The sequence below is a fragment of the Citrobacter sp. RHBSTW-00524 genome (genome assembly GCF_013747755.1).
Lineage (GTDB): Bacteria > Pseudomonadota > Gammaproteobacteria > Enterobacterales > Enterobacteriaceae > Citrobacter > Citrobacter braakii.
Genome location: NZ_CP056421.1, coordinates 4,932,625 through 4,956,650 on the forward strand (window position 1 = coordinate 4,932,625; position 24,026 = coordinate 4,956,650).

Below are 24,026 nucleotides of genomic sequence, written 5' to 3' on the forward strand. Positions count from 1 at the left end.
CGTGAATTAAACTTCGTAATGAATTACGTGTTCACTCAGAGACTTGGTATTCATTTTTCGTCTTGCGACGTTAAGAATCCGTATCTTCGAGTGCCCACACAGATTGTCTGATAAATTGTTAAAGAGCAGGTGCGACGCGCTTTAGCGCTCTGTCGCGAGGTGGCGTATATTACGCTATCCTCTTTCAGAGTCAACCCTCATTTTCAGGTTTTTCTCTTCAACCGAACCGGCTGTTTGTGTGAAGTGATTCACATCCGCCGTGTCGATGGAGGCGCATTATAGGGAGTTTCCTGCGGCCCGCAACCCTTAAATTGCAGAAAAATGACTGACCGCTGCATTCCACAGCAAAACCCCGCCTTATACCCATTTACACACAGAGTTATCCACAAACCACGCGATCGTTTGTGCACTTCTCTGTTTATATGAGCATCCTTCAACGGAAAAAGAAGAGGTCAAAATCGAAAATTAAAAATTCGCGAGCGTTGCGCAAACGTTTTCGTTACAATGCCCCCGCACAACAAGGATGCCCCGTAAGGGGCGTTAGCTGAGTTTTTAGCCAAGAATTCACCTAACGCTCTCTGTAATAGTCAAATCCAGGGGATTTACCATGCAACAACGTCGTCCAGTCCGCCGCGCTCTGCTCAGTGTTTCTGACAAGGCCGGTATCATCGAATTCGCTCAGGCACTTTCCGCACGCGGTGTGGAGCTGCTGTCTACAGGTGGCACTGCGCGCCTGTTAGCTGAGAAAGGTCTGCCAGTAACCGAAGTTTCCGATTACACCGGCTTCCCGGAAATGATGGATGGACGCGTAAAGACCCTGCATCCGAAAGTCCACGGCGGCATTCTTGGTCGTCGCGGTCAGGACGACGGGATTATGGAACAGCACGGCATCGCACCTATCGACATGGTGGTTGTTAACCTGTACCCGTTCGCCGAGACCGTTGCCCGTGAAGGCTGCTCGCTGGAAGATGCGGTAGAAAACATTGATATCGGCGGCCCGACGATGGTGCGTTCCGCTGCCAAGAACCATAAAGATGTGGCTATCGTTGTGAAGAGCAGCGACTACGCCGCCATTATTAAAGAGATGGATGCCAACGACGGTTCTCTGACCCTCGACACACGTTTCGATCTCGCGATTAAAGCCTTCGAACACACCGCCGCTTACGACAGCATGATCGCCAACTACTTCGGTAGCATGGTTCCGGCCTACCACGGCGAAAGCAAAGAAGCCGCCGGTCGCTTTCCACGTACACTGAACCTGAACTTCATTAAGAAGCAGGATATGCGCTACGGCGAGAACAGCCACCAACAGGCTGCCTTCTATATAGAAGAGAATGTTAAAGAAGCGTCCGTTGCCACCGCGCAGCAGGTACAGGGCAAAGCACTTTCCTACAACAACATCGCCGATACCGATGCGGCGCTGGAGTGCGTAAAAGAATTCAACGAGCCAGCCTGTGTGATCGTCAAACACGCTAACCCGTGCGGCGTGGCTGTCAGTACCTCTATTCTCGATGCTTACGACCGCGCCTATAAAACCGACCCGACCTCCGCGTTCGGCGGCATCATCGCCTTCAACCGCGAACTGGATGCCGAAACTGCTCAAGCCATCATTTCCCGTCAGTTCGTGGAAGTGATCATCGCGCCATCCGCAACCGAAGACGCACTGAAAATCACCGCCGCCAAACAGAACGTCCGCGTGCTGACCTGCGGTCAGTGGGCACAACGTGTGCCGGGCCTGGACTTCAAACGCGTTAACGGCGGTCTGCTGGTTCAGGATCGTGACCTGGGTATGGTGAGCGAAGGTGAACTGCGCGTAGTTTCCAAACGTCAGCCGACCGAACAGGAACTGCGCGATGCGCTGTTCTGCTGGAAAGTAGCTAAATTTGTAAAATCCAACGCCATTGTTTACGCCAAAGAGAACATGACTATCGGCATAGGAGCAGGCCAGATGAGCCGCGTATATTCCGCAAAAATCGCCGGAATTAAAGCCGCCGACGAAGGTCTGGAAGTTCAAGGTTCCTCTATGGCATCCGACGCCTTCTTCCCGTTCCGCGATGGGATTGATGCCGCCGCCGCCGCTGGTGTGACCTGCGTGATCCAGCCGGGCGGTTCTATCCGTGATGATGAAGTCATTGCTGCCGCCGACGAGCACGGCATAGCGATGGTGTTCACCGACATGCGCCACTTCCGCCATTAATCCACGGAGCAGACGATGAAAGTATTAGTGATTGGCAACGGCGGGCGCGAACACGCGCTGGCCTGGAAAGCGGCGCAGTCGCCAAAAGTCGAAACGGTATTTGTTGCACCAGGCAACGCGGGCACCGCGCTGGAACCTGCGCTGCAAAACGTGGCAATCGGCGTGACCGATATTCCGGCGCTGCTGAGCTTTGCCCAGAATGAGAAGATCGATCTGACCATCGTTGGCCCAGAAGCGCCTCTGGTAATTGGCGTGGTCGATGCGTTTCGCGCCGCCGGTCTGAAAATCTTCGGCCCAACCGAAGGTGCAGCGCAGTTGGAAGGCTCCAAAGCCTTCACCAAAGATTTCCTTGCCCGTCATAACATTCCAACGGCGGAGTATCAGAACTTCACCGAGATTGAGCCTGCGCTGGCCTATCTGCGTGAGAAAGGCGCGCCGATCGTTATCAAGGCCGACGGCCTGGCCGCCGGTAAAGGCGTTATCGTCGCGATGACGCTGGAGGAAGCCGAAGCCGCCGTTCATGACATGCTGGCAGGTAACGCTTTTGGCGATGCGGGCCACCGTATCGTTATCGAAGAGTTCCTCGACGGTGAAGAAGCGAGCTTTATCGTGATGGTTGACGGCGAGCACGTGCTGCCAATGGCCACCAGCCAGGACCACAAACGCGTGGGCAACGGCGATACCGGTCCGAATACCGGCGGTATGGGCGCTTACTCACCTGCACCGGTGGTGACTGACGACGTTCATCAGCGCACCATGGAACGCATCATCTGGCCAACCGTAAAAGGCATGGCGGCGGAAGGGAACACTTACACCGGTTTCCTGTACGCGGGTCTGATGATCGACAAACAGGGCAACCCGAAGGTTATCGAGTTCAACTGCCGCTTCGGCGATCCGGAAACCCAGCCGATTATGCTGCGTATGAAATCGGATCTGGTGGAGCTGTGCCTTGCCGCCTGTGACGGCAAGCTGGATGAGAAAACGTCTGAGTGGGACGAACGCGCCTCTTTGGGCGTAGTGATTGCCGCGGGCGGTTATCCGGGCAACTACAATACTGGCGATGAGATCCACGGCCTGCCGCTGGAAGAAGTCGCTGACGGTAAAGTGTTCCACGCGGGCACCAAACTGTCTGCTGACGATCGCGTGCTGACCAACGGCGGTCGCGTCCTGTGCGCCACCGCGCTGGGCAACACCGTTGCCGAGGCGCAGCAGCGTGCCTACGCCCTGATGACCGACATCCGTTGGGACGGCAGCTTCAGCCGTAACGACATCGGCTGGCGCGCCATCGAACGTGAGCAAAACTAACGGCTGAGCTTAGCCAGCAGCGTTTTGCGCGTAATACCTAACTGACGGGCGGCTTCGGTTTTATTGCCGCCCGTTTTTTCCAGCGCCGCCAGAATCACTTCTTTTTCGACATCCACCAGCGGTTGGATCTCGCCACTGTATTCCGTTTTTATCGGTGTCGCGGCAATCGCCATCGGCAGCTCGCGTTCGGAAATATATTCCCCCGTTAGCAGCACCACCGAACGCTCAATCGCATTTTCCAGCTCACGGATATTACCCGGCCAGTCATAGTGGATCAGCAGATCCATCGCCTGCGGAGTAAAGCCCTTCACCGCTTTTCGGTTACGTGTGGCAAAACGCTGGAGAAAATGTTCGGCCAGCAGCGGAATATCTTCCCGGCGCTGGCACAGCGCAGGCATTTCAATAGTGATGACGTTCAGGCGATAGTAGAGATCCTGACGAAAGCGCCCGGCGTTCACTTCCTCCGCCAGATCGCGATGTGTGGCGGCGATCAGCCGGACATCAACCGCAATAGTCTGGTTGCTGCCAACCCGTTGCACTTCCCGCTCCTGGATAGCCCGCAGCAGACGCACCTGCATTAGCGGTGAGATATCGCCAATTTCATCAAGAAATAACGTGCCGCCTTCGGCTTCCACAAAGCGCCCTTCCCGCCGCTTATCCGCGCCAGTAAACGCGCCTTTCTCGTGACCAAAAAGTTCGGACTCCAGCAGCGACTCATTAAGCGACGCACAGTTCAGCGTCACCAGCGGTTTATCACAGCGGGTACTGCTGGCATGCAGCGCCCGGGCCACCAGCTCTTTCCCCGTACCGGAGTCTCCGTGAATGAGCACCGTTGCATCCGAGGGCGCAACCATCGCGATTTCATTGATCAACTGCCGCATCGCCGGACTGCTGCCAATCATGCCAAACTGCGCAGCCGACCCTGACGGCAGTTCAGCGCCCGTTTCCCGCGTATGCGCCAGCGCCTTTTCCAGCGTCTCCTGCAGGCGATCAAAATCCAGCGGTTTGATTAAGTAGTCCAGCGCCCCGGTTTTCAGCGCCTCAACGGCGGTCTCCACGCTGGAGAACGCCGTCATGATCAATACCGGAATCGCCGAATTCAGCGCTTTAATCTCTTTCAGCGTTGCGATGCCGTCCATCTCCGCCATACGCACATCGCACAGCACTAAATCAAATACGCGTTCACGCACCTGTTCCAGTGCCGCTTGCCCGCTATAGGCCAGCGCGACCTCATAACCCCAGCCGCGCAGCAGCGCCTGTAAAATGGTGCAATGGCTGATATCGTCATCTACCACCAGAATATTGATTTTTCCGCGCGTCATCCTTGTTAATCCTGTTGTTTCGCGTTGGTCGGCAGCCAGAGGGTAAAGGTTGCGCCTTTGCCCTCAACGCTTGCCACATGAATGGTACCACCGTGCTGTTCAATTATGTTCTGCACTACCGCCAGCCCAAGGCCGGTTCCATCCGCTTTAGTCGTGAAGTAAGGCGTAAAAATGGCCTCCAGCTGTTCCGCTGCAATCCCTTTCCCGCTATCAATAACCATGATTTTAACGCGATCGCCGCTGCTTTCACTCGCTTCAACCGTAATCGTGCCCTGACGACCAATCGCATGAATGGCGTTCAGATACAGATTCAACAGAACCTGAGTCAGTCGGTCGGGATCGGCCTGAATAGCGGGCAGCGTGGAACTGGCCGAAAAACGTAGCTGGATTTCCCGGCTTGCCGCATCCTGACTCACCAGGTTTAATGAGTGGGTGATGACCTCATTGAGATCCACCTGTTGCAGCGTCAGATGCGCAGGTTTCACCAGCTCCAGCAGCTCGCTCACCACCCGATTTAAACGGTCCGCCTCTTTCGCCATCACCTGCGCCAGCTCATGCGACTCGCCACCAGCCGGAGTTCGTTCGGCAAAATACTTCGCTAAACCTTTGATCGATGAAAGCGGGTTTCGAATCTCATGCGCGACCCCGGCCGCCAGATGTCCGAGCGCCATCAGTTTTTCTTTACGCTTCATCGCATCCTGCAGTTCTTTGTACGAGCGCTGATAGCGTTGATACCAGAAGAACGTCAGCACAGTGGCCAGCAGCACGGCCGCCAGCGCAGACAGGACGATCAGGGTGTTACGCCACTCTCTTGCCTGAGTCGCAGCCAGATCGCTGGCATCAAAAGCGATAAATATGGTTTGTGCGGGGGGGATAAGCTGTCCGTCATTGCTGGCACAGCGCGCCATGCCATGACGTCCTGGACCATACATCGGCTGAAACTGACGATAAATTTCCAGGACCGGTGTTTTTTCACCGTCCCCCGTAGGCATGTCAATATTCCGCCAGCTTTCTTGTTCCCCGGGGCTTAGTTGCCGCAGGACATCCGGTGAATAGAGCGTTTTACCGACCATCGCGGAATTGCTATGAGTAATAATGACGCCATGATCGTCAACGACGGCAAACCATAGCACGCCTGGTTGTACGGCCATTTCCTCCAGCAGCGTCTGCTGTTGAGCATGATGCATGCGCATCCCCATACCTACGCGCGTACCAGACTCCAGAGCGCGGATGAGCACGCTGCCTTTTTCCAGTAGCGTTTGCCGCGCGGCACCGCTTTCCCGCCCATAGTCCCGAATGGTCATAATCGAAAACCAACCGACCAAAATCAGGATTGCCGCCAGCAAGAGTCGGCTCAACCACTTGGCCGCCGTGTCCTTATAAAGACGCATACGCTCTCCCTTTATCCCACCTGTTCCTTTCATCGTTGCAGGTATACAGCAGAAATCATGCCATTTTTTCTCCGTGATAACCCTGCCCTCAGACACAAACCGCTGAAAGTAGCGGGTAAAAATGACCCGCCGGCGCGTTCTGGCGAGTCATTTTTACTCGTCGCCCTGTAAAGACCACGAGTACAACGCCCGCGGAACCGGGATTGCCGCTTTGGCACGGAAGATGCAAAAGGAAATGTAATCTAACCAACAGGAGAACGACCCATGAAACGGAACAACAAACTGGCGCTGATTGCACTCTCTCTTATCGCGTTCGGCTCTACCCCGGCGCTGGCGCAGAATCACTGGGGATATGGTGATGGAATGCAGCAACGAGGCGGTACGCCAATGACCACTGAGCAGCAGGCTACCGCGCAGAAAATATATGATGATTACTACTCGCAGACCAACGCCTTGCGCCAACAGCTGACCTCTAAACGTTATGAGTACAACGCGTTGCTAACAGCCAGCTCGCCAGACACAGCAAAAATTAATGCCGTGGCAAAGGAGATGGAGGCTTTGAATCAGTCACTGGATGAGCAGCGCGTTAAACGCGATGTCGCAATGGCCCAGGCAGGCGTACCTCGCGGAGCGGGAATGGGCTACGGCGGGTGCGGCGGTGGCGGTGGCGGCAACCATCGCGGCGGCCATATGGGAATGGGCCACTGGTAAACGGTTTTTGCCGGATGGCGGCCTCACCTTATCTGGCCCGATGTCCTGGCATCAGGTTTTCAGAAGGTTTTGGCAGTAGGCTGCCAGTGACAAAAATCTTCATTAGCGACCAGCAGTAGCTGCGACCCTTCGGGCGCTTCCAGCCATGCCACACTCACTTCTACAGATGAATGGCTCTGGCGGCGCTCAATGTGGTTTATCGCCCACGATTCCAGATCGGGCTTCAGTGTTTCACCTTCACAGGTCGTGACTGTGTTATTCGCATGCCAGCGTCCCTGACGCAATATCACCCGTCCCTGACGCAACGCATCGCTGGTCTGGCGGATTTGATCGGCACGATAGCGGTAAAGCGCAATTTGATCGCTGGAAAGCTGCTGCTTTTGCCCATCGACTTCACGCTGCATGAAACTCAGTTCGCCCCGGTCATCGAAGCGTATACGGACATGTTCCGGTGGTTTACTGTAAGTGTTGAGTTCTATCAGCGAGAGCGAATCACCCTGCCAGCGGTATTCACTGGTGGTGGTATCGCCTTTACGCCACGGACTAAATACCGAGAGCAAGTGAACATCGTCGCTGGAATCTTTACGCCAAATGCGTACCGCCCCCTGATCGCCAACATAGCCGCTGGCCGTGAACGGAGGAAGCTCAGAGTGGCGACTACAGGCAGACAGTAACAGCACACCTGAAAGCCAAAGCGAATGACGCCAGATAGACAAAAGGGGCGAAACCGCCCCTTCGATAAAACTGTTCACTGCCACGCGAATTACTTAACCGCGTCTTTCAGTGCTTTACCAGAAACAAATGCCGGTACGTTAGCTGCGGCAATTTTGATTTCTTTACCGGTCTGCGGGTTGCGGCCAGTGCGCTCAGCACGGTGGTTCACTTTGAAGGTACCGAAACCAACCAGTTGTACAGCATCGCCTTCTTTCAGAGACTCAGTAATAGCAGCCAGAGTGGATTCCAGAGCAGCTTTAGCCTGTGTTTTAGACAGTTCTGCTTTGTCTGCAATTACATCAATCAGTTGAGTCTTGTTCATAAGTTATCCTTACAATGTGTTTATCGCTTGCTAAGCATCGAGTGCGACGGAAATGCCAGAAAAGCACTCTCCTGCATACACGCACCGATAGCCACTTTTTTTCGCCCCCCAAATGTAGACCAGACCGGGGGCGGATGGGAAGCCTTCAGGCACGACAAATCAGGCGTTAAATCACGTTTTATGGTGTCATTGCTGAAAATTTATACCAATATTGCTCTCGCCAGCCTCGCGCAGGTCTGCACGAAGCCCTTTTATCAGCTCAATATCGCGTTCTTCACAGTCGGCTAAAAGTCGGAAAATTTCCCACTGAATATCCCATTCTTGCTCAACGGCCGGGTTCTCTTTGAGCTCTTCATCGGTCATTTCGCGACCAGCCTGGGTCATTTCCAGCATCGCAACCGTCGTAATCGAAGCCTTACTAACCTCAATTGCATGTTCCAGCGTTTCACCGCTAAGACGCGAATGCATCAGTTCGCTTAATGCCACACAGGCATCAATCGCCGGATAAACGCCGTACAAATCGTAATCGTCTGCTGAAGGAATAGCCTCTTCAAATTTTTCCAACTGGCTATCGAAATTGATTTTCGCGTCTTTAACCGTCAGCGCTTCCCAAATCAAATCCAGAATTCGGCGGTAAATTTGTCCATCGCCAAATTCGGTTTGCTTACAGAACATGGCGTAGTTGGGGTACATGCGTTCGCACAGACAGGCCATAAACGTGACGTGCTGCCAGCTTTCCAGCTTCTCCAGACGCAGGTGAATCGGATTTTGTAACATGATGAGTTCTCAAATACGGAAATTAGCGGCAGTTTACCCGATATGGGGCGTTTTTGCTGCAAGCCGCGTAAAAGCAGGGCGTTCGGATGCCACCGCATCTGCCCAGCGTGTTGGTTCCGGCAGACGATAGCCGTTCATACAGCGTTGTACCCACGCTAACGCGCTGTCCTGGCTCACGCGATGACCCGTAGAGATAAACAGCGGGTTACAGCGTGCTTTGCTGCGCCAAACCCATGCCAGCTGTTCGCCTTTATCCAACAACGGCGCTAACGCTCCGGGTTCGGCGGCGAGCGGCTCAAACTTGCCGCACAACCGTTTTTTCGCCACGCCAATCGTCGGGACATCCACCAGCAGGCCAAAATGGCTGGCCACGCCCAGACGGCGAGGGTGAGAGATCCCGTGACCGTCAACGAACAGCAGATCAGGCTTGTGCGAAAGCTGCTGCCAGGCAGCCATCAGCGCAGGTGTTTCGCGAAAGGAGAGAAAGCCAGGAATGTAGGGCATGGTGGTGGCGATTCGCGCCACCGTGTATTCAACCAGTTCCAGCGAGGGGTACTTCAGTAAGACCACCGCGGCTCGCGTCACTTCGCCCCCCTGCTCGAACCCAACATCCGCCCCGCCGATCAGATCCGGCGGATCGTTCCTCAGGCGATCCTCGCGGATCACTGAAGAGGCCAGTTCAAGCTGCTGCGCGCGTAATGACGCAAGATCCATAATGACTCCTTAGCGGTGGTACTGTTCAGACAACCGATGTACCGCCTCCACAAAGACACCCGCATGCTCTGGTGGGACATCCTGATGAATGCCGTGGCCCAGGTTAAAGACATGGCCTTCACCCTGACCAAAACCGGCCAGAATCGTCGCCACCTCTTCTTCGATGCGGGCTGGCGGCGCATACAGCATGGACGGATCCATATTGCCCTGCAGTGCCACTTTATGACCTACACGACGACGCGCATCGGCAATGTCAGTGGTCCAGTCCAGACCTAACGCATCACAGCCGGTTTCCGCCATCGCTTCCAGCCACTGACCACCGCCTTTAGTGAACAGCGTCACCGGTACGCGACGACCTTCGTTCTCGCGCATCAGGCCGTCGACGATTTTGTGCATGTAGTACAGGGAGAACTGCTGATAGTCGCGACCGGTCAGCACACCGCCCCAGGTGTCGAAAATCATTACCGACTGCGCGCCCGCTTTGATCTGCGCGTTCAGGTACAGAGTGACGCTCTTCGCCAGCTTATCAAGCAGCAGATGCAGCGCCTTTGGATCGGCGTACATCATCTTTTTAATCACGGTGAAGGCCTTACTACTGCCGCCTTCGACCATATAGGTCGCCAGTGTCCACGGGCTACCGGAGAAGCCGATCAGCGGCACTTCGCCTTTCAGTTCACGGCGGATAGTGCGCACCGCATTCATCACATAACCCAGTCCCTCTTCCGGGTCCGGGATCGGCAGTTTGTCGACGTCAGCTTTGCTGACGATCGGTGAGGTAAAGCGTGGGCCCTCTCCGGCTTCAAAATACAGCCCAAGTCCCATCGCATCGGGAATCGTCAGGATATCCGAAAAGAGGATCGCCGCATCAAGCTTATAGCGACGCAGCGGCTGCAGCGTGACTTCGCAGGCCAGCTCGGCATTTTTGCACAGCGCCATAAAATCGCCCGCTTCAGCGCGCGTGGCTTTATATTCCGGTAGATAGCGGCCCGCCTGGCGCATCATCCATACCGGAGTGACATCAACGGGCTGGCGCAGCAGCGCACGCAGATAACGATCGTTCTTCAGTTCGGTCATTTTTCCATTCCTTGAGCTATTTCACGCCAGTGTAACATGTGTGTCACTCATACTCTGCCCGACAGAGGGCGACAGTATCTTCAATCAATCGACGCGCGACGGTGCCCGGCGGGGGCAGGAGCGGTAAATCGTCGTAGCGATACCAGTTCGCTTCCAGCAGTTCTTTCGGGTCAATAACAATTTCGCCGCTATCATACTCTGCCATAAATGCGGTCATCAAAGACTGTGGGAACGGCCACGACTGAGAAGTGACGTAGCGCAGGTTTTTCACCTTAATGCCGCTCTCTTCCATGACTTCGCGCGCCACCGCCTGCTCGAGGGTCTCGCCCACTTCGACAAAACCCGCCAGCACGGTATGCACGCCGTTACGATGGCGAACATGTTGGGCAAGCAGGATAGCGTCGTCACGGCGAATAGCGACGATAATGCAGGGGGCAATTTGCGGGTAGTAGCGTTCTCGACAGTGGCTACACAGCATCGCCCATTCCGTTTTACTCGGGTGCATGGGATGACCGCAGTAACCGCAGAATTTATGTGAGCGGTAGAACTCGGCCAGTTGTACACCGCGTCCGGCCAGTTGAAACAGGCCAACATCCTGGTCAATGACCTGGCGCACAGACCCCATATCGTGCCGACGCTGCTGCTGCACCAGCCAGACCGTCTCCCCTTCCCATTCGCCTATAGGAAGTGCACGCTGCCCAGTCAGATCAAAACTTGCTGCGTCGCCGTAAGGCAGTTCGCCATGAGGCAACCATAACTTTTGCTCATGACTGACAATCCACCAGCCGCTATCTAATTTTTCAATTATACGATCCATATCTCTTGCGCAACCTTTGCTTCACAGGCATGTTGTTTACATTATTTTTACATTTACGGGTGAGCCGTTCCTAAACACCATCTTGCGGAGTCAATCATGCTAAACCAGCTGGAAAGCCTGACGGAGCACGTCGGAGGAAGTAACAAACTGGTTGATCGCTGGCTACATGTACGTAAGCACCTGCTCGTGGCTTACTACAATCTGGTTGGCATTAAGCCAGGCAAAGAATCGTACATGCGGCTCAATGAAAAGGCGCTGGATGATTTTTGCCAGAGCCTGGTCGATTACCTTTCCACCGGACACTTCAGTATTTATGAACGTATTCTCCATAAATTGGAAGGGAACGGGCAGCTTTTAAAAGCCACAAAAATTTGGCCGCTCCTGGAAGCCAATACGCAACTGATCATGGACTACTATGATTCCAGTCTGGAGACCGCCATTGATCACGATAACTTCCTTGAATTTCAACAGGCCTTATCGGATATCGGCGAGGCGCTAGAAGCCCGGTTCGTGTTGGAAGATAAGCTGATCATGCTGGTTTTTGATGCGATGCACGAGAGTGGCATGATCAAACGTCCTGCTTGAGATTTGCGACATTAACGCGTAATTTACATTCATTACCTCTTTTTGAGGTTACTTCTTGTCGGAGTGCTTATTTTCCACAGCAGCATGAGTGGAAAAGGCTGAGACCGTTAATTCGGGATCCGCGGAACCTGATCAGGTTAAAACCTGCGAAGGGAACAAGAGTCAATCTACAACCGTATCGCCCTTTGGCGTTCGTCTCTCTTGCTTCATCCGTCGTCTGACAAGCCATATCCTTACTTTTATTTGGAATGAGCTATGTCTGCCACTACTAAACCATCACGCCGCGAACAGCGCGCCCAAGCCCAACACTTTATCGACACGCTGGAAGGTACCGCCTTTCCTAACTCAAAACGTATCTACATCACCGGTTCGCAGGCGGATATTCGCATCCCGATGCGCGAAATCCAGCTAAGTCCTACGCTGATTGGTGGTACGAAAGACAACCCGCAGTTTGAAGAGAACGAAGCCGTGCCGGTGTACGACACCTCCGGGCCGTACGGCGATCCTGATGTGACGATTAACGTTCAGCAGGGTCTGGCGAAACTGCGCCAGCCGTGGATTGCGGCGCGTAATGATAGCGAAGAATTAGACGACCGTAGCTCCGCTTATACCAAACAACGTCTGGCCGACGATGGCCTGGACGAGCTGCGTTTCAGCGGCCTGCTGACGCCAAAACGCGCCAAAGCCGGCAAGCGCGTTACCCAGTTGCACTATGCCCGTCAGGGGATGGTTACCCCGGAGATGGAATTTATCGCCATCCGTGAAAACATGGGCCGCGAGCGCATTCGTAGTGAAGTGCTGCGCCATCAGCATCCAGGGATGAACTTTGGCGCTCGCCTGCCGGAAAACATCACCCCGGAATTCGTGCGTGATGAAGTCGCTGCGGGCCGCGCGATTATTCCTGCCAACATCAACCACCCGGAATCCGAGCCGATGATCATCGGCCGCAACTTCCTGGTGAAGGTGAACGCCAACATCGGTAACTCGGCGGTAACCTCCTCCATTGAAGAAGAGGTGGAGAAGCTGGTGTGGTCAACCCGCTGGGGCGCAGATACGGTGATGGACCTCTCTACCGGCCGCTATATTCACGAAACCCGCGAGTGGATCCTGCGTAACAGCCCGGTGCCGATCGGTACCGTGCCGATCTACCAAGCGCTGGAGAAGGTTAACGGGATCGCCGAAGATCTCACCTGGGAAGCCTTCCGCGACACGCTGCTCGAACAAGCCGAACAGGGCGTCGACTACTTCACCATTCACGCGGGCGTACTGCTGCGCTACGTGCCGATGACCGCCAAACGCCTGACAGGTATTGTCTCGCGCGGCGGTTCGATCATGGCGAAATGGTGTCTCTCTCATCACAAAGAGAACTTCCTGTTTGAACATTTCCGCGAGATTTGCGAAATCTGTGCCGCCTATGACGTTTCGCTCTCTCTCGGCGACGGCCTGCGTCCAGGCTCGATTCAGGATGCCAACGACGAGGCGCAGTTCTCCGAGCTGCATACGCTGGGCGAACTGACCAAAATCGCCTGGGAATACGACGTGCAGGTGATGATTGAAGGCCCGGGTCATGTGCCGATGCATATGATCCAGCGCAATATGACCGAAGAGCTGGAGCACTGCCATGAAGCGCCGTTCTACACCTTAGGGCCGTTGACGACAGATATCGCGCCGGGCTATGACCACTTCACCTCCGGCATTGGTGCGGCGATGATCGGTTGGTTTGGCTGTGCGATGCTGTGCTACGTCACGCCAAAAGAGCACCTTGGCCTGCCGAACAAAGAAGACGTGAAGCAAGGGCTGATTACCTACAAGATTGCCGCCCACGCCGCTGATTTAGCCAAAGGCCATCCGGGAGCGCAGATCCGCGATAACGCCATGTCGAAAGCGCGCTTCGAATTCCGCTGGGAAGACCAGTTTAACCTCGCACTCGACCCATTCACCGCCCGCGCCTATCACGATGAAACCCTGCCACAGGAGTCCGGCAAGGTTGCCCACTTCTGCTCCATGTGCGGGCCGAAGTTCTGCTCGATGAAAATCAGCCAGGAGGTCCGCGACTACGCCGCCGCACAAACCATTGAAATCGGAATGGCGGATATGTCGGAGAACTTCCGCGCCAAAGGCGGCGAAATCTACCTCAAAAAAGAGGAGGCGTGATGTACCAGCCTGATTTCCCGACCGTGCCGTTCCGCCTCGGGCTGTACCCGGTGGTAGACAGCGTTGAATGGATTGAACGCTTGCTGCAGGCAGGTGTGCGCACGATCCAACTGCGCATTAAAGATAAACGTGATGAAGAGGTCGAAGCCGACGTCATTGCCGCCATAGAGCTGGGGCGTCGCTATGATGCTCGCCTGTTTATCAACGATTACTGGAGTCTGGCAATTAAGCACAACGCGTACGGCGTGCATTTGGGCCAGGAAGACCTCGAAACCACCGACCTGAAGGCGATTCAGGCGGCGGGGCTACGCCTGGGTGTTTCCACTCACGATGATATGGAGATAGACGTAGCGCTGGCTGCTAAGCCTTCCTATATCGCGCTGGGTCATGTCTTCCCGACGCAAACCAAGCAGATGCCGTCGGCCCCGCAGGGTCTCACGCAGCTGGCAAGCCATAGTAAACGACTGGCGGATTACCCCACTGTCGCTATCGGCGGCATCAGCCTTGAGCGCGCCCCAGCGGTGCTGGCGACCGGCGTTGGCAGCATTGCCGTGGTCAGCGCCATAACCCACGCCGCAGACTGGCAAGCAGCCACGGCGCAGCTATTGGACATTGCGGGAGCCGGCGATGAATGACCGCGATTTTATGCGCTACAGCCGCCAGATCCTGCTCGGCGACATTGCCATTGAGGGCCAACAAAAGCTGCTCGATAGCCATGTGTTGATCGTCGGTTTAGGTGGGCTCGGCTCGCCTGCGGCACTGTATCTGGCGGGAGCGGGCGTCGGCACGCTGACGTTGGCGGACGATGATGACGTTCATCTGAGCAACCTGCAACGGCAAATATTGTTCACCACCGATGATATCGCCCGGCCGAAAGCACAGGCGGCAAAGCGACATCTGGCACGCCTTAATCCAGACAGCGAGCTGGTCGTCCTTGAGCAGCGGCTGACCGGTGAGGCGCTCCGGCATGCGGTAGCGCGTGCCGACGTGGTGCTCGACTGTACCGACAACATGGCGACGCGCCAGGAAATTAACGCCGCCTGCGTGATGCTCAACACTCCGCTCATCACCGCCAGCGCTGTGGGCTTTGGCGGCCAGCTAATGGTACTGACGCCACCGTGGGAACAAGGCTGTTACCGTTGCCTGTGGCCGGATGATGTAGAGCCGGAACGCAACTGCCGCACCGCCGGCATCGTCGGCCCGGTTGTGGGCGTGATGGGCACCTTGCAGGCGCTGGAGGCGATTAAATTACTCAGTGGCATTGAAACTCCCAGTGGGGAGCTACGCCTGTTCGACGGTAAAACCAGCCAGTGGCGCAGCCTCGCGCTGCGTCGTGCCAGCGGCTGCCCGGTATGCGGAGGACAACATGCAGATTCAGTTCAATGATGAGCCGATGCAGTGCGCCGAGGGACAAACCGTCAGCGGGCTGCTCACTGCGCTAAATCAACTTAAACCGGGAGCGGCGCTGGCGCTCAATCAGCAGATCCTGCCGCGCGAGCAGTGGGAGCAGCAAATCGTGCAGGAAGGCGACCAGATCCTGCTTTTTCAGGTTATTGCAGGGGGTTGATATGTTACGTATTGCCGACAAAACGTTTGATTCACATCTGTTCACCGGCACCGGAAAATTTGCTTCGTCGCAGCTGATGGTCGAGGCGATTCGCGCCTCCGGCAGCCAACTGGTGACGCTGGCGATGAAGCGCGTGGATTTGCGCCAGCACAACGATGCCATTCTGGCCCCACTTATCGAGGCGGGGGTGACGCTACTGCCTAACACCTCCGGGGCGAAAACCGCGGAAGAGGCTATTTTCGCCGCCCAACTGGCACGTGAAGCGCTGGGCACAAACTGGCTAAAATTAGAAATTCACCCGGACGCCCGCTGGCTATTGCCGGATCCGATTGAAACGTTAAAAGCTGCGGAAGCATTGGTGAAACTGGGCTTTGTGGTGCTGCCCTACTGCGGCGCGGATCCGGTGCTGTGTAAGCGGCTGGAAGAGGTCGGCTGCGCGGCGGTAATGCCGCTCGGCGCGCCCATCGGTTCTAATCAGGGACTGGAAACGAAAGCGATGCTGGAGATTATTATCCAACAGGCAACCGTACCGGTGGTGGTTGATGCGGGTATTGGCGTCCCCAGCCACGCCACACAGGCGCTGGAAATGGGTGCCGACGCAGTGCTGGTCAACACGGCAATCGCCGTGGCCGACTGCCCGGTCACGATGGCTACCGCCTTCCGTCTGGCGGTTGAAGCGGGCCTTCTGGCGCGCCAGGCGGTACCAGGAAGCAAAAGTTCGCAGGCAAGCGCCACCAGCCCGTTAACCGGATTCCTGGAGGCCTTCGTATGAAAACGTTCAGCGACCGCTGGCGCCAGCTTGACTGGGATGACATCCGCCTGCGTATCAACGGTAAAACCGCCGCTGACGTGGAGCACGCCCTCAACGCTTCACAGCTTAGTCGCGACGATCTGATGGCGTTGCTCTCCCCTGCCGCCGCCGACTTTCTGGAGCCGTTGGCACAGCGAGCGCAGCGCCTGACCCGGCAGCGCTTCGGCAACACGGTCAGCTTTTATGTTCCGCTGTATCTCTCGAATCTTTGCGCCAACGACTGCACCTACTGCGGCTTTTCCATGAGCAACCGTATCAAACGCAAAACGCTGGACGAAGATGAGATAAAACGAGAGTGTACCGCTATCCGTGAGCTGGGTTTTGAGCATCTGTTGTTGGTCACCGGTGAACATCAGGCAAAAGTCGGAATGGATTACTTTCGTCGCCATTTGCCCACCATTCGCCGCCAGTTTGCCTCATTGCAGATGGAAGTTCAGCCGCTGTCAGAGGCTGAATATGCGGAGCTGAAGACGCTGGGACTGGATGGCGTGATGGTGTATCAGGAGAGCTATCATGAGGCGATTTACGCTCGCCACCATCTGAAGGGGAAAAAGCAGGATTTCTTCTGGCGACTGGAAACGCCGGACAGGCTGGGCCGCGCAGGGATCGACAAAATCGGTCTTGGCGCGTTGATTGGTTTGTCCGACAGCTGGCGGGTCGATTGCTATATGGTAGCTGAACATCTGCTGTGGATGCAGCAGCATTACTGGCAGAGCCGCTACTCCATCTCCTTCCCTCGCCTGCGCCCATGCACCGGTGGCGTTGAACCCGCATCGATCATGGACGAGCGACAGTTGGTCCAAACCATTTGCGCGTTTCGTTTACTGGCGCCAGAAATTGAGCTGTCGCTCTCCACCCGCGAATCGCCATGGTTCCGTGATCATGTGATCCCGCTGGCGATCAACAACGTCAGCGCCTTCTCAAAAACACAGCCCGGCGGTTATGCCGATAACCATCCTGAACTGGAACAGTTCTCCCCACACGACGCCCGTCGCCCAGAAGCCGTTGCTGAAGCACTAATGGCGCAAGGGTTACAGCCCGTGTGGAAGGACTGGGACAGCTATCTGGGACGCGCTTCGCAGATGCCGTAAGTCCGGAGCAATCGCATAAAACGAAAAAACCCGCTTTCGCGGGTTTTTCTTCACTGTCACTTAACTGCTCAGGCTCTGGCCTTCATCGCTATCGTAAGCATTAGTGAAATTATCGGCGATTACAGCGCGACAACGTTAACAGCAGACGGGCCTTTAGCGCCATTCTCCACAGAGAACTCCACTTTTTGACCTTCGTCTAATGTTTTAAAATCGTTACTCTGGATAGCAGAGAAATGCACAAACACGTCCTTGCTACCGTCCTGAGGAGTGATAAAGCCGAAGCCTTTCTCAGAGTTAAACCATTTTACTAAACCAGTCATTTTGTTAGACATAGATACTTCCTTTCATATTTTGAGCCGCTTAAGCAGCGAAGATGGCCTGTTTTGCAGAAATTAACTTATGGGGCACTTAGGGAGGAGGCTCATGAAGAAGAGTATCTGAGGATAACGCTTGAACTGAGAACTGCTTTACTAAAACTGCTTTCATAAGGTCTGTGTATCAAACCGATGTCGCTATAGTAGACTTACTTCTAATCAATAAGCAAGCATTAATTTATTTAATAATCGATTAGCGCCGAAATGTTACACCATCGCGGTTGAGCATTTCAGGTAACAACTTGATCTAAAATGAACAAAAGCCCTGACCATTGCAGTCAGGGCTTTAAGTTACTACACACTTCAAATTTAACATTAATAAACTTAACGATTTAATACTGCTGATGGTACTACTTTAAAATGTACACGTTTACTACAGATAATATTGGATATTGATACTAACTAAAACCGTCCTCTATTTACCGTTAAACACATTCCACCCGCTTGATAATAGAACTCAAGGCTGGTGACCTAAACAAGTACACTTCCCCTCGCGACATATACTCTTTGATGCGTTGCCTTATTTCCCTTGCGATAACCAGAAAACAGAAACCGCAAACATTTACTATTAAATCATGGCGTTACATCGTCGCGTTTTACTAACTATTTGCGATTAGATATATCAACTACGTGGCCTGAAAGCATTGTCGAGGTGAATAAATAGCGTTTTCAGCATCGACTATCCCATACAAAAATACTTCGTGGCCTTTATCGCAACCCCCAATCAAGCTCTACTAACACTTACTACGTTAACAGCAAACTACAATTTCTCCGCTGTTAAGTATTAACATACGGGTTTAAAAAACGCTGTCAATACTGTTTTTTATAACATGTCTTTATTAACAGTGATTATATATTCCTGCATATGATAAATGGGTCAACAATAGCCAAATCAGGGCCAGATCGTAGGGTTGAGCCTCTTTTTGTAACCGGTTTCAGAAAAAGTGACTTTCTTTGTGATGCTTTGCACACAATCGTTGCAAAGCAGTTGTTGCTGCGGCTGGCTCGCGATAATTATCAACCCACACATGTTGATCGAGACTGCTTATGAAAAACATCGTTTTATGTTGTGCCGCCGGAATGTCCACCAGCATGCTGGTGCAAAAGATGAAAGATGCCGCCCAGAAAAAAGGAGTCGACGTCACTATCAAAGCGGTCCCAGTGGCTGAGTTTGAAGAGAATATCGCCACTGCGGATATCGTATTGCTCGGCCCACAGGTTAAGTATGAACAGGCCAAGCTGCAGGCGCTCGCCGACCCGCTAGGAAAAAAAGTCGCCGTTATCGATATGATGGATTACGGCATGATGAAAGGCGATGCGGTACTGGACAAAGCGCTGAAACTACTGGAGTGATGGCATGGAAGAGTTAGAAACGATCATCATGGAATTATTGGTAAACGCCGGAGCTGCGCGCAGTCAAGCCCTGACGGCGTTGCAACTGGCGCGTAAAGGTGATTTCGCCGGGGCAGAACACGCGATGATGGAATCACGCGAGTATGTTAAACAAGCGCATAAAATCCAAACCCAGCTGATCGGAATTGACGAAGGCACTGGCAAACTACCGGTTAATCTCATCACCGTCCATTCGCAGGACCACCTGATGAATGCCATGGTGATTCAGGATCTGGCAGGCGATATGATTGAACTGTATCGACGCTTACCGCCAGTAAACTGATCGGATGGCGTAAGCCGTAGGCCTCATAAGCCTGGCGTCATCATGCAGGATGGCAGCTGCTGCCTTATCCGGCCAACATAATACATCTTAAATCCATCGACATAAAAAAACCCGCCGAAGCGGGTTTTTTATTAGCGTCAGCAACGATTAATCGTTGTCAGAACCGCCCAGGCCTGCGTTCAGCAGTTCTGCCAGGCTGGCAGACGCATCTTCAGCAGTCACCTGCGGAGCAGCTGGCAGTTCGCCCGCTGCGCGGCGGCGCATACGATCCTGGTGGTACGCATAACCGGTACCCGCCGGGATCAGACGACCCACGATAACGTTCTCTTTCAGACCGCGCAGTTCATCACGTTTACCTGCAACAGCGGCTTCGGTCAGGACACGCGTGGTTTCCTGGAACGATGCTGCAGAGATGAAGGACTCGGTTGCCAGAGACGCTTTGGTGATACCCAGCAGATCGCGGGAGAATGTTGCACCCACTTTGCCGTTCGCTTCCAGATCGCGGTTAGCAATCTTGACGCGGGAGTATTCAACCTGCTCGCCTTCCAGGAAGTCGGAGCTACCAGCGCTTTCGATGGTGGCTTTACGCAGCATCTGACGAACGATAACTTCGATGTGCTTATCGTTAATCTTAACGCCCTGCAGACGGTATACGTCCTGAACTTCGTTAACGATATAACGGGTTACAGCATGCACACCACGCAGACGCAGGATGTCGTGCGGCGCTTCCGGACCGTCGGAAACAACGTCACCACGTTCTACACGTTCACCTTCGAACACGTTGAGCTGACGCCATTTCGGAATCATCTCTTCGTACGGCTCGCTACCGTCTACCGGGGTGATAACCAGACGACGTTTACCTTTGGTTTCTTTACCGAAGGAAATGATGCCGCTGATTTCAGCCAGGATTGCCGGCTCTTTCGGACGACGTGCTTCGAACAGGTCCGCAACGCGCGGCAGACCACCGGTAATATCCTTGGTACCGCCGGATTCCTGCGGAACACGCGCCAGGGTGTCACCAGAACTGATCTGTACGCCATCTTCCAGCTGAACAATCGCTTTACCCGGCAGGAAGTACTGAGCAGGCATATCGGTGCCTGGGATCAGAACGTCGTTGCCCTGAGCATCAACAATTTTCAGTGCCGGACGCAGGTCTTTACCACCCGCAGTACGTTCTGCAGAATCCAGAACCACCAGAGAAGACAGACCGGTCAGCTCGTCGGTCTGACGAGTAATGGTCTGGCCGTCGATCATGTCAGTGAAGCGGACGAAACCACTCACTTCGGTGATAACCGGCATGGTGTGCGGATCCCAGTTCGCTACGGTTTCGCCGCCAGCAACCTGTTCGCCATCACCTTTCGCCATAACGGAGCCGTAAGGCACTTTATAGCTTTCTTTGGTACGGCCGAATTCGTCGATCAGTTTCAGTTCGGTGTTACGTGAGGTGATAACCAGTTTACCGCTGGAGTTAACAACCGACTTCGCATTGCTTAGACGGATGCTACCTTTATTTTTCACCTGGATGCTGGATTCAGCAGCCGCACGAGATGCCGCACCACCGATGTGGAACGTACGCATCGTCAGCTGTGTACCCGGTTCACCGATGGACTGTGCCGCGATAACGCCGATTGCTTCACCTTTATTGATGATGTGGCCACGCGCCAGGTCACGACCGTAGCAGTGCGCACATACACCAAAGTCGGTGTCACAGGATACAACGGAACGGACTTTAACGGAGTCAACGGAGTTCTCTTCCAGCAGGTCACACCACTGTTCGTGCAGCAGCGTGTTGCGTGGAACCAGAATATCCGCCGTACCCGGCTTCAGAACATCTTCAGCAGTCACACGACCCAGAACGCGATCGCGCAGCGGTTCTTTAACGTCACCACCCTCGATAACCGGGGTCATGGTGATGCCTTCCAGCGTGCCGCAATCGTCTTCAGTAACAACCAAGTCCTGCGCGACGTCAACCAGACGACGGGTCAGATAACCGGAGTTCGCTGTTTTCAGTGCGGTATCCGCCAGACCTTTACGAGCACCGTGAGTAGAGATGAAGTACTGGAGTACGTTCAGACCTTCACGGAAGTTCGCGGTGATTGGCGTTTCGATGATGGAGCCATCTGGCTTAGCCATCAGACCACGCATACCAGCCAGCTGACGAATCTGTGCTGCAGAACCACGCGCACCGGAGTCGGCCATCATGTAGATGCTGTTGAAGGAAACCTGCTGCTCTTCTACGCCGTCACGGTTAATCACGGTTTCGGTTTGCAGGTTATCCATCATCGCTTTGGATACACGATCGTTCGCCGCAGCCCAGATATCGATAACTTTGTTATAGCGTTCGCCCGCGGTTACCAGACCAGACTGGAACTGCTCCTGGATCTCAGCAACTTCAGCTTCCGCTTCAGAGATGATCTCGTGTTTCTTCTCTGGGATGACCATGTCATCAATACCAACAGATGCACCTGAACGCGCTGCATAAGCAAAGCCGGTGTACATTGTCTGGTCAGCGAAGATAACGGTCGGCTTCAGGCCCAGAATGCGGTAACAGGTGTTCAGCATTTTGGAGATTGCTTTCTTGCCCAGCGCCTGGTTGACGATGGAGAAAGGCAGACCTTTCGGTACGATCATCCACAGAATGGCGCGACCAACGGTCGTGTCTTTCAGGCTGGTGTGCGCAACGAATTCGCCGTTTTCATCTTTTTCGTATTCAGTGATACGCACTTTAACGCGCGCATGCAGAGAGGCCAGACCTGCGCGATAGATACGCTCAGCTTCTTTCGGGCCAGTCAGCACCATGCCTTCGCCTTTGGCGTTAACACAGTCACGGGTCATGTAGTACAGACCCAATACAACGTCCTGAGACGGAACGATGATAGGTTCGCCGTTCGCCGGAGACAGGATGTTGTTGGTAGACATCATCAGCGCACGCGCTTCGAGCTGGGCTTCCAGCGTCAGCGGTACGTGAACAGCCATCTGGTCACCATCGAAGTCGGCGTTATATGCCGCACAAACCAGCGGGTGCAGCTGGATAGCTTTACCTTCGATCAGTACCGGTTCAAATGCCTGGATACCCAGACGGTGCAGGGTTGGTGCACGGTTCAGCAATACCGGGTGTTCGCGGATAACTTCGTCCAGGATATCCCAAACGACAGCTTCTTCACGCTCAACCATTTTCTTAGCGGCTTTGATGGTGGTGGCCAGGCCACGCAGTTCCAGCTTGCCGTAAATGAACGGTTTGAACAGTTCCAGTGCCATTTTCTTCGGCAGACCGCACTGATGCAGACGCAGGTATGGACCTACGGTGATTACAGAACGACCGGAGTAGTCAACACGCTTACCGAGCAGGTTCTGACGGAAACGACCCTGTTTACCTTTGATCATATCGGCCAAAGATTTCAGAGGACGTTTGTTAGAACCGGTGATCGCACGACCGCGGCGACCGTTATCCAGCAGGGCGTCAACCGCTTCCTGCAGCATACGTTTTTCGTTACGTACGATGATGTCCGGCGCAGCCAGATCCAGCAGACGTTTCAGACGGTTGTTACGGTTGATCACGCGACGGTACAGATCGTTCAGATCCGATGTTGCGAAACGACCACCATCCAGCGGAACCAGCGGACGCAGATCTGGCGGCAGAACCGGCAGAACAGTCAGGATCATCCACTCTGGCTTGTTGCCAGACTGTACGAATGCTTCCAGCAGTTTGATACGTTTGGTCAGCTTCTTACGCTTGGTTTCGGAGTTGGTTTCGTTCAGCTCTTCGCGCAGAGTTTCGCACTCTTGCTCCAGATCCATGCTCTTCAGCAGGGCCTGGATTGCTTCCGCACCCATCTTCGCGTCGAATTCGTCACCGAACTCTTCCAGCGCGTCCAGATACTGCTCTTCAGTCAGGATCTGTTGACGTTCCAAGTTAGTCATACCGCCTTCGATAACCACATAAGATTCGAAGTACAGTACGCGTTCGATATCGCGCAGCGGCATATCGAGCAGCAGACCGATACGGGACGGCAGAGATTTCAGGAACCAGATGTGAGCGGTCGGAGACGCCAGCTCGATGTGGCCCATACGCTCACGGCGTACTTTAGTTTGGGTCACTTCAACGCCGCACTTCTCACAGATCACACCGCGGTGTTTCAGGCGCTTGTACTTACCGCACAGGCACTCATAGTCTTTTACCGGCCCAAAGATACGGGCGCAGAAAAGGCCGTCACGTTCAGGTTTGAACGTACGGTAGTTGATGGTTTCCGGCTTCTTAACTTCACCGAAAGACCATGAACGGATCATGTCTGGCGAGGCCAGAGCAATTTTGATCGCATCAAACTCTTCGGTTTTAGTCTGCGCTTTCAGAAACTTTAATAAATCTTTCACGGATTTGCTCCCGTCGGAGTTAGCACAATCTGGCGCTGGCTGTTACGCCAGCAC

General features: G+C 54.3%; 22 protein-coding genes and 1 riboswitch. Of the genes, 12 read left to right on the forward strand and 10 right to left on the reverse strand.

Annotated features, from left to right (window positions below; translation table 11 throughout):
- The first annotated feature begins 607 nt into the window (after positions 1–607).
- Together purH and purD are read left to right on the forward strand one after the other, a co-directional pair.
- Positions 608–2,197 (forward strand): bifunctional phosphoribosylaminoimidazolecarboxamide formyltransferase/IMP cyclohydrolase, encoded by a 1,590-nt coding sequence (gene purH / locus HV229_RS23640; protein WP_016155320.1) that lies wholly within the window; start codon positions 608–610, stop codon positions 2,195–2,197.
- Positions 2,198–2,212: 15 nt separating this feature from the next.
- Positions 2,213–3,502, forward strand: coding sequence for a phosphoribosylamine--glycine ligase (gene purD, locus HV229_RS23645; protein WP_016157951.1), 1,290 nt, complete (start codon positions 2,213–2,215; stop codon positions 3,500–3,502).
- On the opposite strand, the gene zraR is transcribed toward purD, so the two are convergent.
- Together zraR and zraS are read right to left on the reverse strand one after the other, a co-directional pair.
- On the reverse strand, positions 3,499–4,824 hold the full coding sequence (gene zraR / locus HV229_RS23650) for a sigma-54-dependent response regulator transcription factor ZraR (RefSeq protein ID WP_181546528.1): 1,326 nt from the start codon (positions 4,822–4,824) through the stop codon (positions 3,499–3,501). The genes purD and zraR overlap by 4 nt on opposite strands.
- Positions 4,825–4,829: 5 nt before the next feature.
- The gene (zraS, locus tag HV229_RS23655; RefSeq protein ID WP_094762153.1) at positions 4,830–6,215 is read right to left on the reverse strand and encodes a two-component system sensor histidine kinase ZraS; all 1,386 of its coding nucleotides are present in this window, start codon (positions 6,213–6,215) and stop codon (positions 4,830–4,832) included.
- A 264-nt stretch (positions 6,216–6,479) separates the two neighbouring features.
- On the opposite strand from zraS, the gene zraP reads away from it, so the two are divergent.
- Positions 6,480–6,926, forward strand: coding sequence for a zinc resistance sensor/chaperone ZraP (gene zraP / locus HV229_RS23660; RefSeq protein WP_181546531.1), 447 nt, complete (start codon positions 6,480–6,482; stop codon positions 6,924–6,926).
- 59 nt (positions 6,927–6,985) lie between these two features.
- Here zraP and HV229_RS23665 read toward each other — a convergent pair whose 3' ends face one another.
- From HV229_RS23665 to nudC, 6 genes are all read right to left on the reverse strand, one after another.
- Complete coding sequence (locus HV229_RS23665; protein WP_047359007.1) at positions 6,986–7,678, reverse strand: DUF1481 domain-containing protein; 693 nt, start codon at positions 7,676–7,678, stop codon at positions 6,986–6,988.
- An 11-nt stretch (positions 7,679–7,689) separates the two neighbouring features.
- Positions 7,690–7,962 (reverse strand): nucleoid-associated protein HU-alpha, encoded by a 273-nt coding sequence (gene hupA / locus HV229_RS23670; protein ID WP_001044509.1) that lies wholly within the window; start codon positions 7,960–7,962, stop codon positions 7,690–7,692.
- A gap of 186 nt (positions 7,963–8,148) precedes the next feature.
- Positions 8,149–8,739: a YjaG family protein gene (locus tag HV229_RS23675; protein WP_003842015.1), complete on the reverse strand. Its 591-nt coding sequence runs from the start codon at positions 8,737–8,739 to the stop codon at positions 8,149–8,151.
- A 33-nt stretch (positions 8,740–8,772) separates the two neighbouring features.
- Positions 8,773–9,453, reverse strand: a complete 681-nt coding sequence (gene nfi, locus HV229_RS23680) for a deoxyribonuclease V (RefSeq protein ID WP_181546533.1) — start codon at positions 9,451–9,453, stop codon at positions 8,773–8,775.
- A 9-nt stretch (positions 9,454–9,462) separates the two neighbouring features.
- Entirely contained in the window at positions 9,463–10,527 is a 1,065-nt protein-coding gene (gene hemE, locus HV229_RS23685; RefSeq protein WP_181546534.1) for a uroporphyrinogen decarboxylase, read from the reverse strand.
- 43 nt (positions 10,528–10,570) lie between these two features.
- Complete coding sequence (gene nudC, locus HV229_RS23690; protein WP_181546536.1) at positions 10,571–11,344, reverse strand: NAD(+) diphosphatase; 774 nt, start codon at positions 11,342–11,344, stop codon at positions 10,571–10,573.
- Between the two features lie 96 nt (positions 11,345–11,440).
- On the opposite strand from nudC, the gene HV229_RS23695 reads away from it, so the two are divergent.
- From HV229_RS23695 to thiH, 7 genes are all read left to right on the forward strand, one after another.
- On the forward strand, positions 11,441–11,929 hold the full coding sequence (locus HV229_RS23695) for an Rsd/AlgQ family anti-sigma factor (protein WP_016155311.1): 489 nt from the start codon (positions 11,441–11,443) through the stop codon (positions 11,927–11,929).
- A gap of 49 nt (positions 11,930–11,978) precedes the next feature.
- Positions 11,979–12,101: riboswitch (TPP riboswitch) on the forward strand.
- Between the two features lie 83 nt (positions 12,102–12,184).
- Complete coding sequence (gene thiC / locus HV229_RS23700) at positions 12,185–14,083, forward strand: phosphomethylpyrimidine synthase ThiC (protein WP_103284368.1); 1,899 nt, start codon at positions 12,185–12,187, stop codon at positions 14,081–14,083.
- On the forward strand, positions 14,083–14,718 hold the full coding sequence (gene thiE, locus HV229_RS23705; RefSeq protein WP_016157945.1) for a thiamine phosphate synthase: 636 nt from the start codon (positions 14,083–14,085) through the stop codon (positions 14,716–14,718). The genes thiC and thiE overlap by 1 nt, the downstream gene beginning before the upstream one ends.
- Entirely contained in the window at positions 14,711–15,469 is a 759-nt protein-coding gene (locus HV229_RS23710) for a HesA/MoeB/ThiF family protein (protein WP_103928819.1), read from the forward strand. The genes thiE and HV229_RS23710 overlap by 8 nt, the downstream gene beginning before the upstream one ends.
- On the forward strand, positions 15,450–15,650 hold the full coding sequence (thiS, locus tag HV229_RS23715; RefSeq protein WP_016155307.1) for a sulfur carrier protein ThiS: 201 nt from the start codon (positions 15,450–15,452) through the stop codon (positions 15,648–15,650). The genes HV229_RS23710 and thiS overlap by 20 nt, the downstream gene beginning before the upstream one ends.
- A gap of 1 nt (position 15,651) precedes the next feature.
- On the forward strand, positions 15,652–16,422 hold the full coding sequence (gene thiG / locus HV229_RS23720) for a thiazole synthase (protein WP_169330446.1): 771 nt from the start codon (positions 15,652–15,654) through the stop codon (positions 16,420–16,422).
- On the forward strand, positions 16,419–17,552 hold the full coding sequence (thiH, locus tag HV229_RS23725; protein WP_016157943.1) for a 2-iminoacetate synthase ThiH: 1,134 nt from the start codon (positions 16,419–16,421) through the stop codon (positions 17,550–17,552). Before thiG ends, thiH begins: the two co-directional genes overlap by 4 nt.
- Before the next feature lie 119 nt (positions 17,553–17,671).
- Here thiH and HV229_RS23730 read toward each other — a convergent pair whose 3' ends face one another.
- Complete coding sequence (locus tag HV229_RS23730) at positions 17,672–17,884, reverse strand: RNA chaperone/antiterminator CspA (protein ID WP_016155304.1); 213 nt, start codon at positions 17,882–17,884, stop codon at positions 17,672–17,674.
- A gap of 1,089 nt (positions 17,885–18,973) precedes the next feature.
- Between HV229_RS23730 and HV229_RS23735 the strand changes: the two genes are divergently transcribed.
- Together HV229_RS23735 and HV229_RS23740 are read left to right on the forward strand one after the other, a co-directional pair.
- The gene (locus tag HV229_RS23735; protein WP_016155303.1) at positions 18,974–19,279 is read left to right on the forward strand and encodes a PTS sugar transporter subunit IIB; all 306 of its coding nucleotides are present in this window, start codon (positions 18,974–18,976) and stop codon (positions 19,277–19,279) included.
- Between the two features lie 4 nt (positions 19,280–19,283).
- The gene (locus tag HV229_RS23740; protein WP_016155302.1) at positions 19,284–19,601 is read left to right on the forward strand and encodes a PTS lactose/cellobiose transporter subunit IIA; all 318 of its coding nucleotides are present in this window, start codon (positions 19,284–19,286) and stop codon (positions 19,599–19,601) included.
- A 147-nt stretch (positions 19,602–19,748) separates the two neighbouring features.
- On the opposite strand, the gene rpoC is transcribed toward HV229_RS23740, so the two are convergent.
- Positions 19,749–23,972 carry a DNA-directed RNA polymerase subunit beta' gene (rpoC, locus tag HV229_RS23745; RefSeq protein WP_016155301.1) on the reverse strand — a complete coding sequence of 1,408 codons (4,224 nt, stop codon included), beginning with the start codon at positions 23,970–23,972 and terminating at the stop codon, positions 19,749–19,751.
- Between the last annotated feature and the right edge of the window lie 54 nt (positions 23,973–24,026).

Coding starts and splice junctions, on each gene's coding strand:
- purH (WP_016155320.1), top strand. CDS start 608: ATGCAACAACGTCGTCCAGTCCGCCGCGCTCTGCTCAGTGTTTCTGAC.
- purD (WP_016157951.1), top strand. CDS start 2,213: ATGAAAGTATTAGTGATTGGCAACGGCGGGCGCGAACACGCGCTGGCC.
- zraR (WP_181546528.1), bottom strand. CDS start 4,824: ATGACGCGCGGAAAAATCAATATTCTGGTGGTAGATGACGATATCAGC.
- zraS (WP_094762153.1), bottom strand. CDS start 6,215: ATGCGTCTTTATAAGGACACGGCGGCCAAGTGGTTGAGCCGACTCTTG.
- zraP (WP_181546531.1), top strand. CDS start 6,480: ATGAAACGGAACAACAAACTGGCGCTGATTGCACTCTCTCTTATCGCG.
- hupA (WP_001044509.1), bottom strand. CDS start 7,962: ATGAACAAGACTCAACTGATTGATGTAATTGCAGACAAAGCAGAACTG.
- HV229_RS23675 (WP_003842015.1), bottom strand. CDS start 8,739: ATGTTACAAAATCCGATTCACCTGCGTCTGGAGAAGCTGGAAAGCTGG.
- nfi (WP_181546533.1), bottom strand. CDS start 9,453: ATGGATCTTGCGTCATTACGCGCGCAGCAGCTTGAACTGGCCTCTTCA.
- hemE (WP_181546534.1), bottom strand. CDS start 10,527: ATGACCGAACTGAAGAACGATCGTTATCTGCGTGCGCTGCTGCGCCAG.
- nudC (WP_181546536.1), bottom strand. CDS start 11,344: ATGGATCGTATAATTGAAAAATTAGATAGCGGCTGGTGGATTGTCAGT.
- HV229_RS23695 (WP_016155311.1), top strand. CDS start 11,441: ATGCTAAACCAGCTGGAAAGCCTGACGGAGCACGTCGGAGGAAGTAAC.
- thiC (WP_103284368.1), top strand. CDS start 12,185: ATGTCTGCCACTACTAAACCATCACGCCGCGAACAGCGCGCCCAAGCC.
- thiE (WP_016157945.1), top strand. CDS start 14,083: ATGTACCAGCCTGATTTCCCGACCGTGCCGTTCCGCCTCGGGCTGTAC.
- HV229_RS23710 (WP_103928819.1), top strand. CDS start 14,711: ATGAATGACCGCGATTTTATGCGCTACAGCCGCCAGATCCTGCTCGGC.
- thiS (WP_016155307.1), top strand. CDS start 15,450: ATGCAGATTCAGTTCAATGATGAGCCGATGCAGTGCGCCGAGGGACAA.
- thiG (WP_169330446.1), top strand. CDS start 15,652: ATGTTACGTATTGCCGACAAAACGTTTGATTCACATCTGTTCACCGGC.
- thiH (WP_016157943.1), top strand. CDS start 16,419: ATGAAAACGTTCAGCGACCGCTGGCGCCAGCTTGACTGGGATGACATC.
- HV229_RS23730 (WP_016155304.1), bottom strand. CDS start 17,884: ATGTCTAACAAAATGACTGGTTTAGTAAAATGGTTTAACTCTGAGAAA.
- HV229_RS23735 (WP_016155303.1), top strand. CDS start 18,974: ATGAAAAACATCGTTTTATGTTGTGCCGCCGGAATGTCCACCAGCATG.
- HV229_RS23740 (WP_016155302.1), top strand. CDS start 19,284: ATGGAAGAGTTAGAAACGATCATCATGGAATTATTGGTAAACGCCGGA.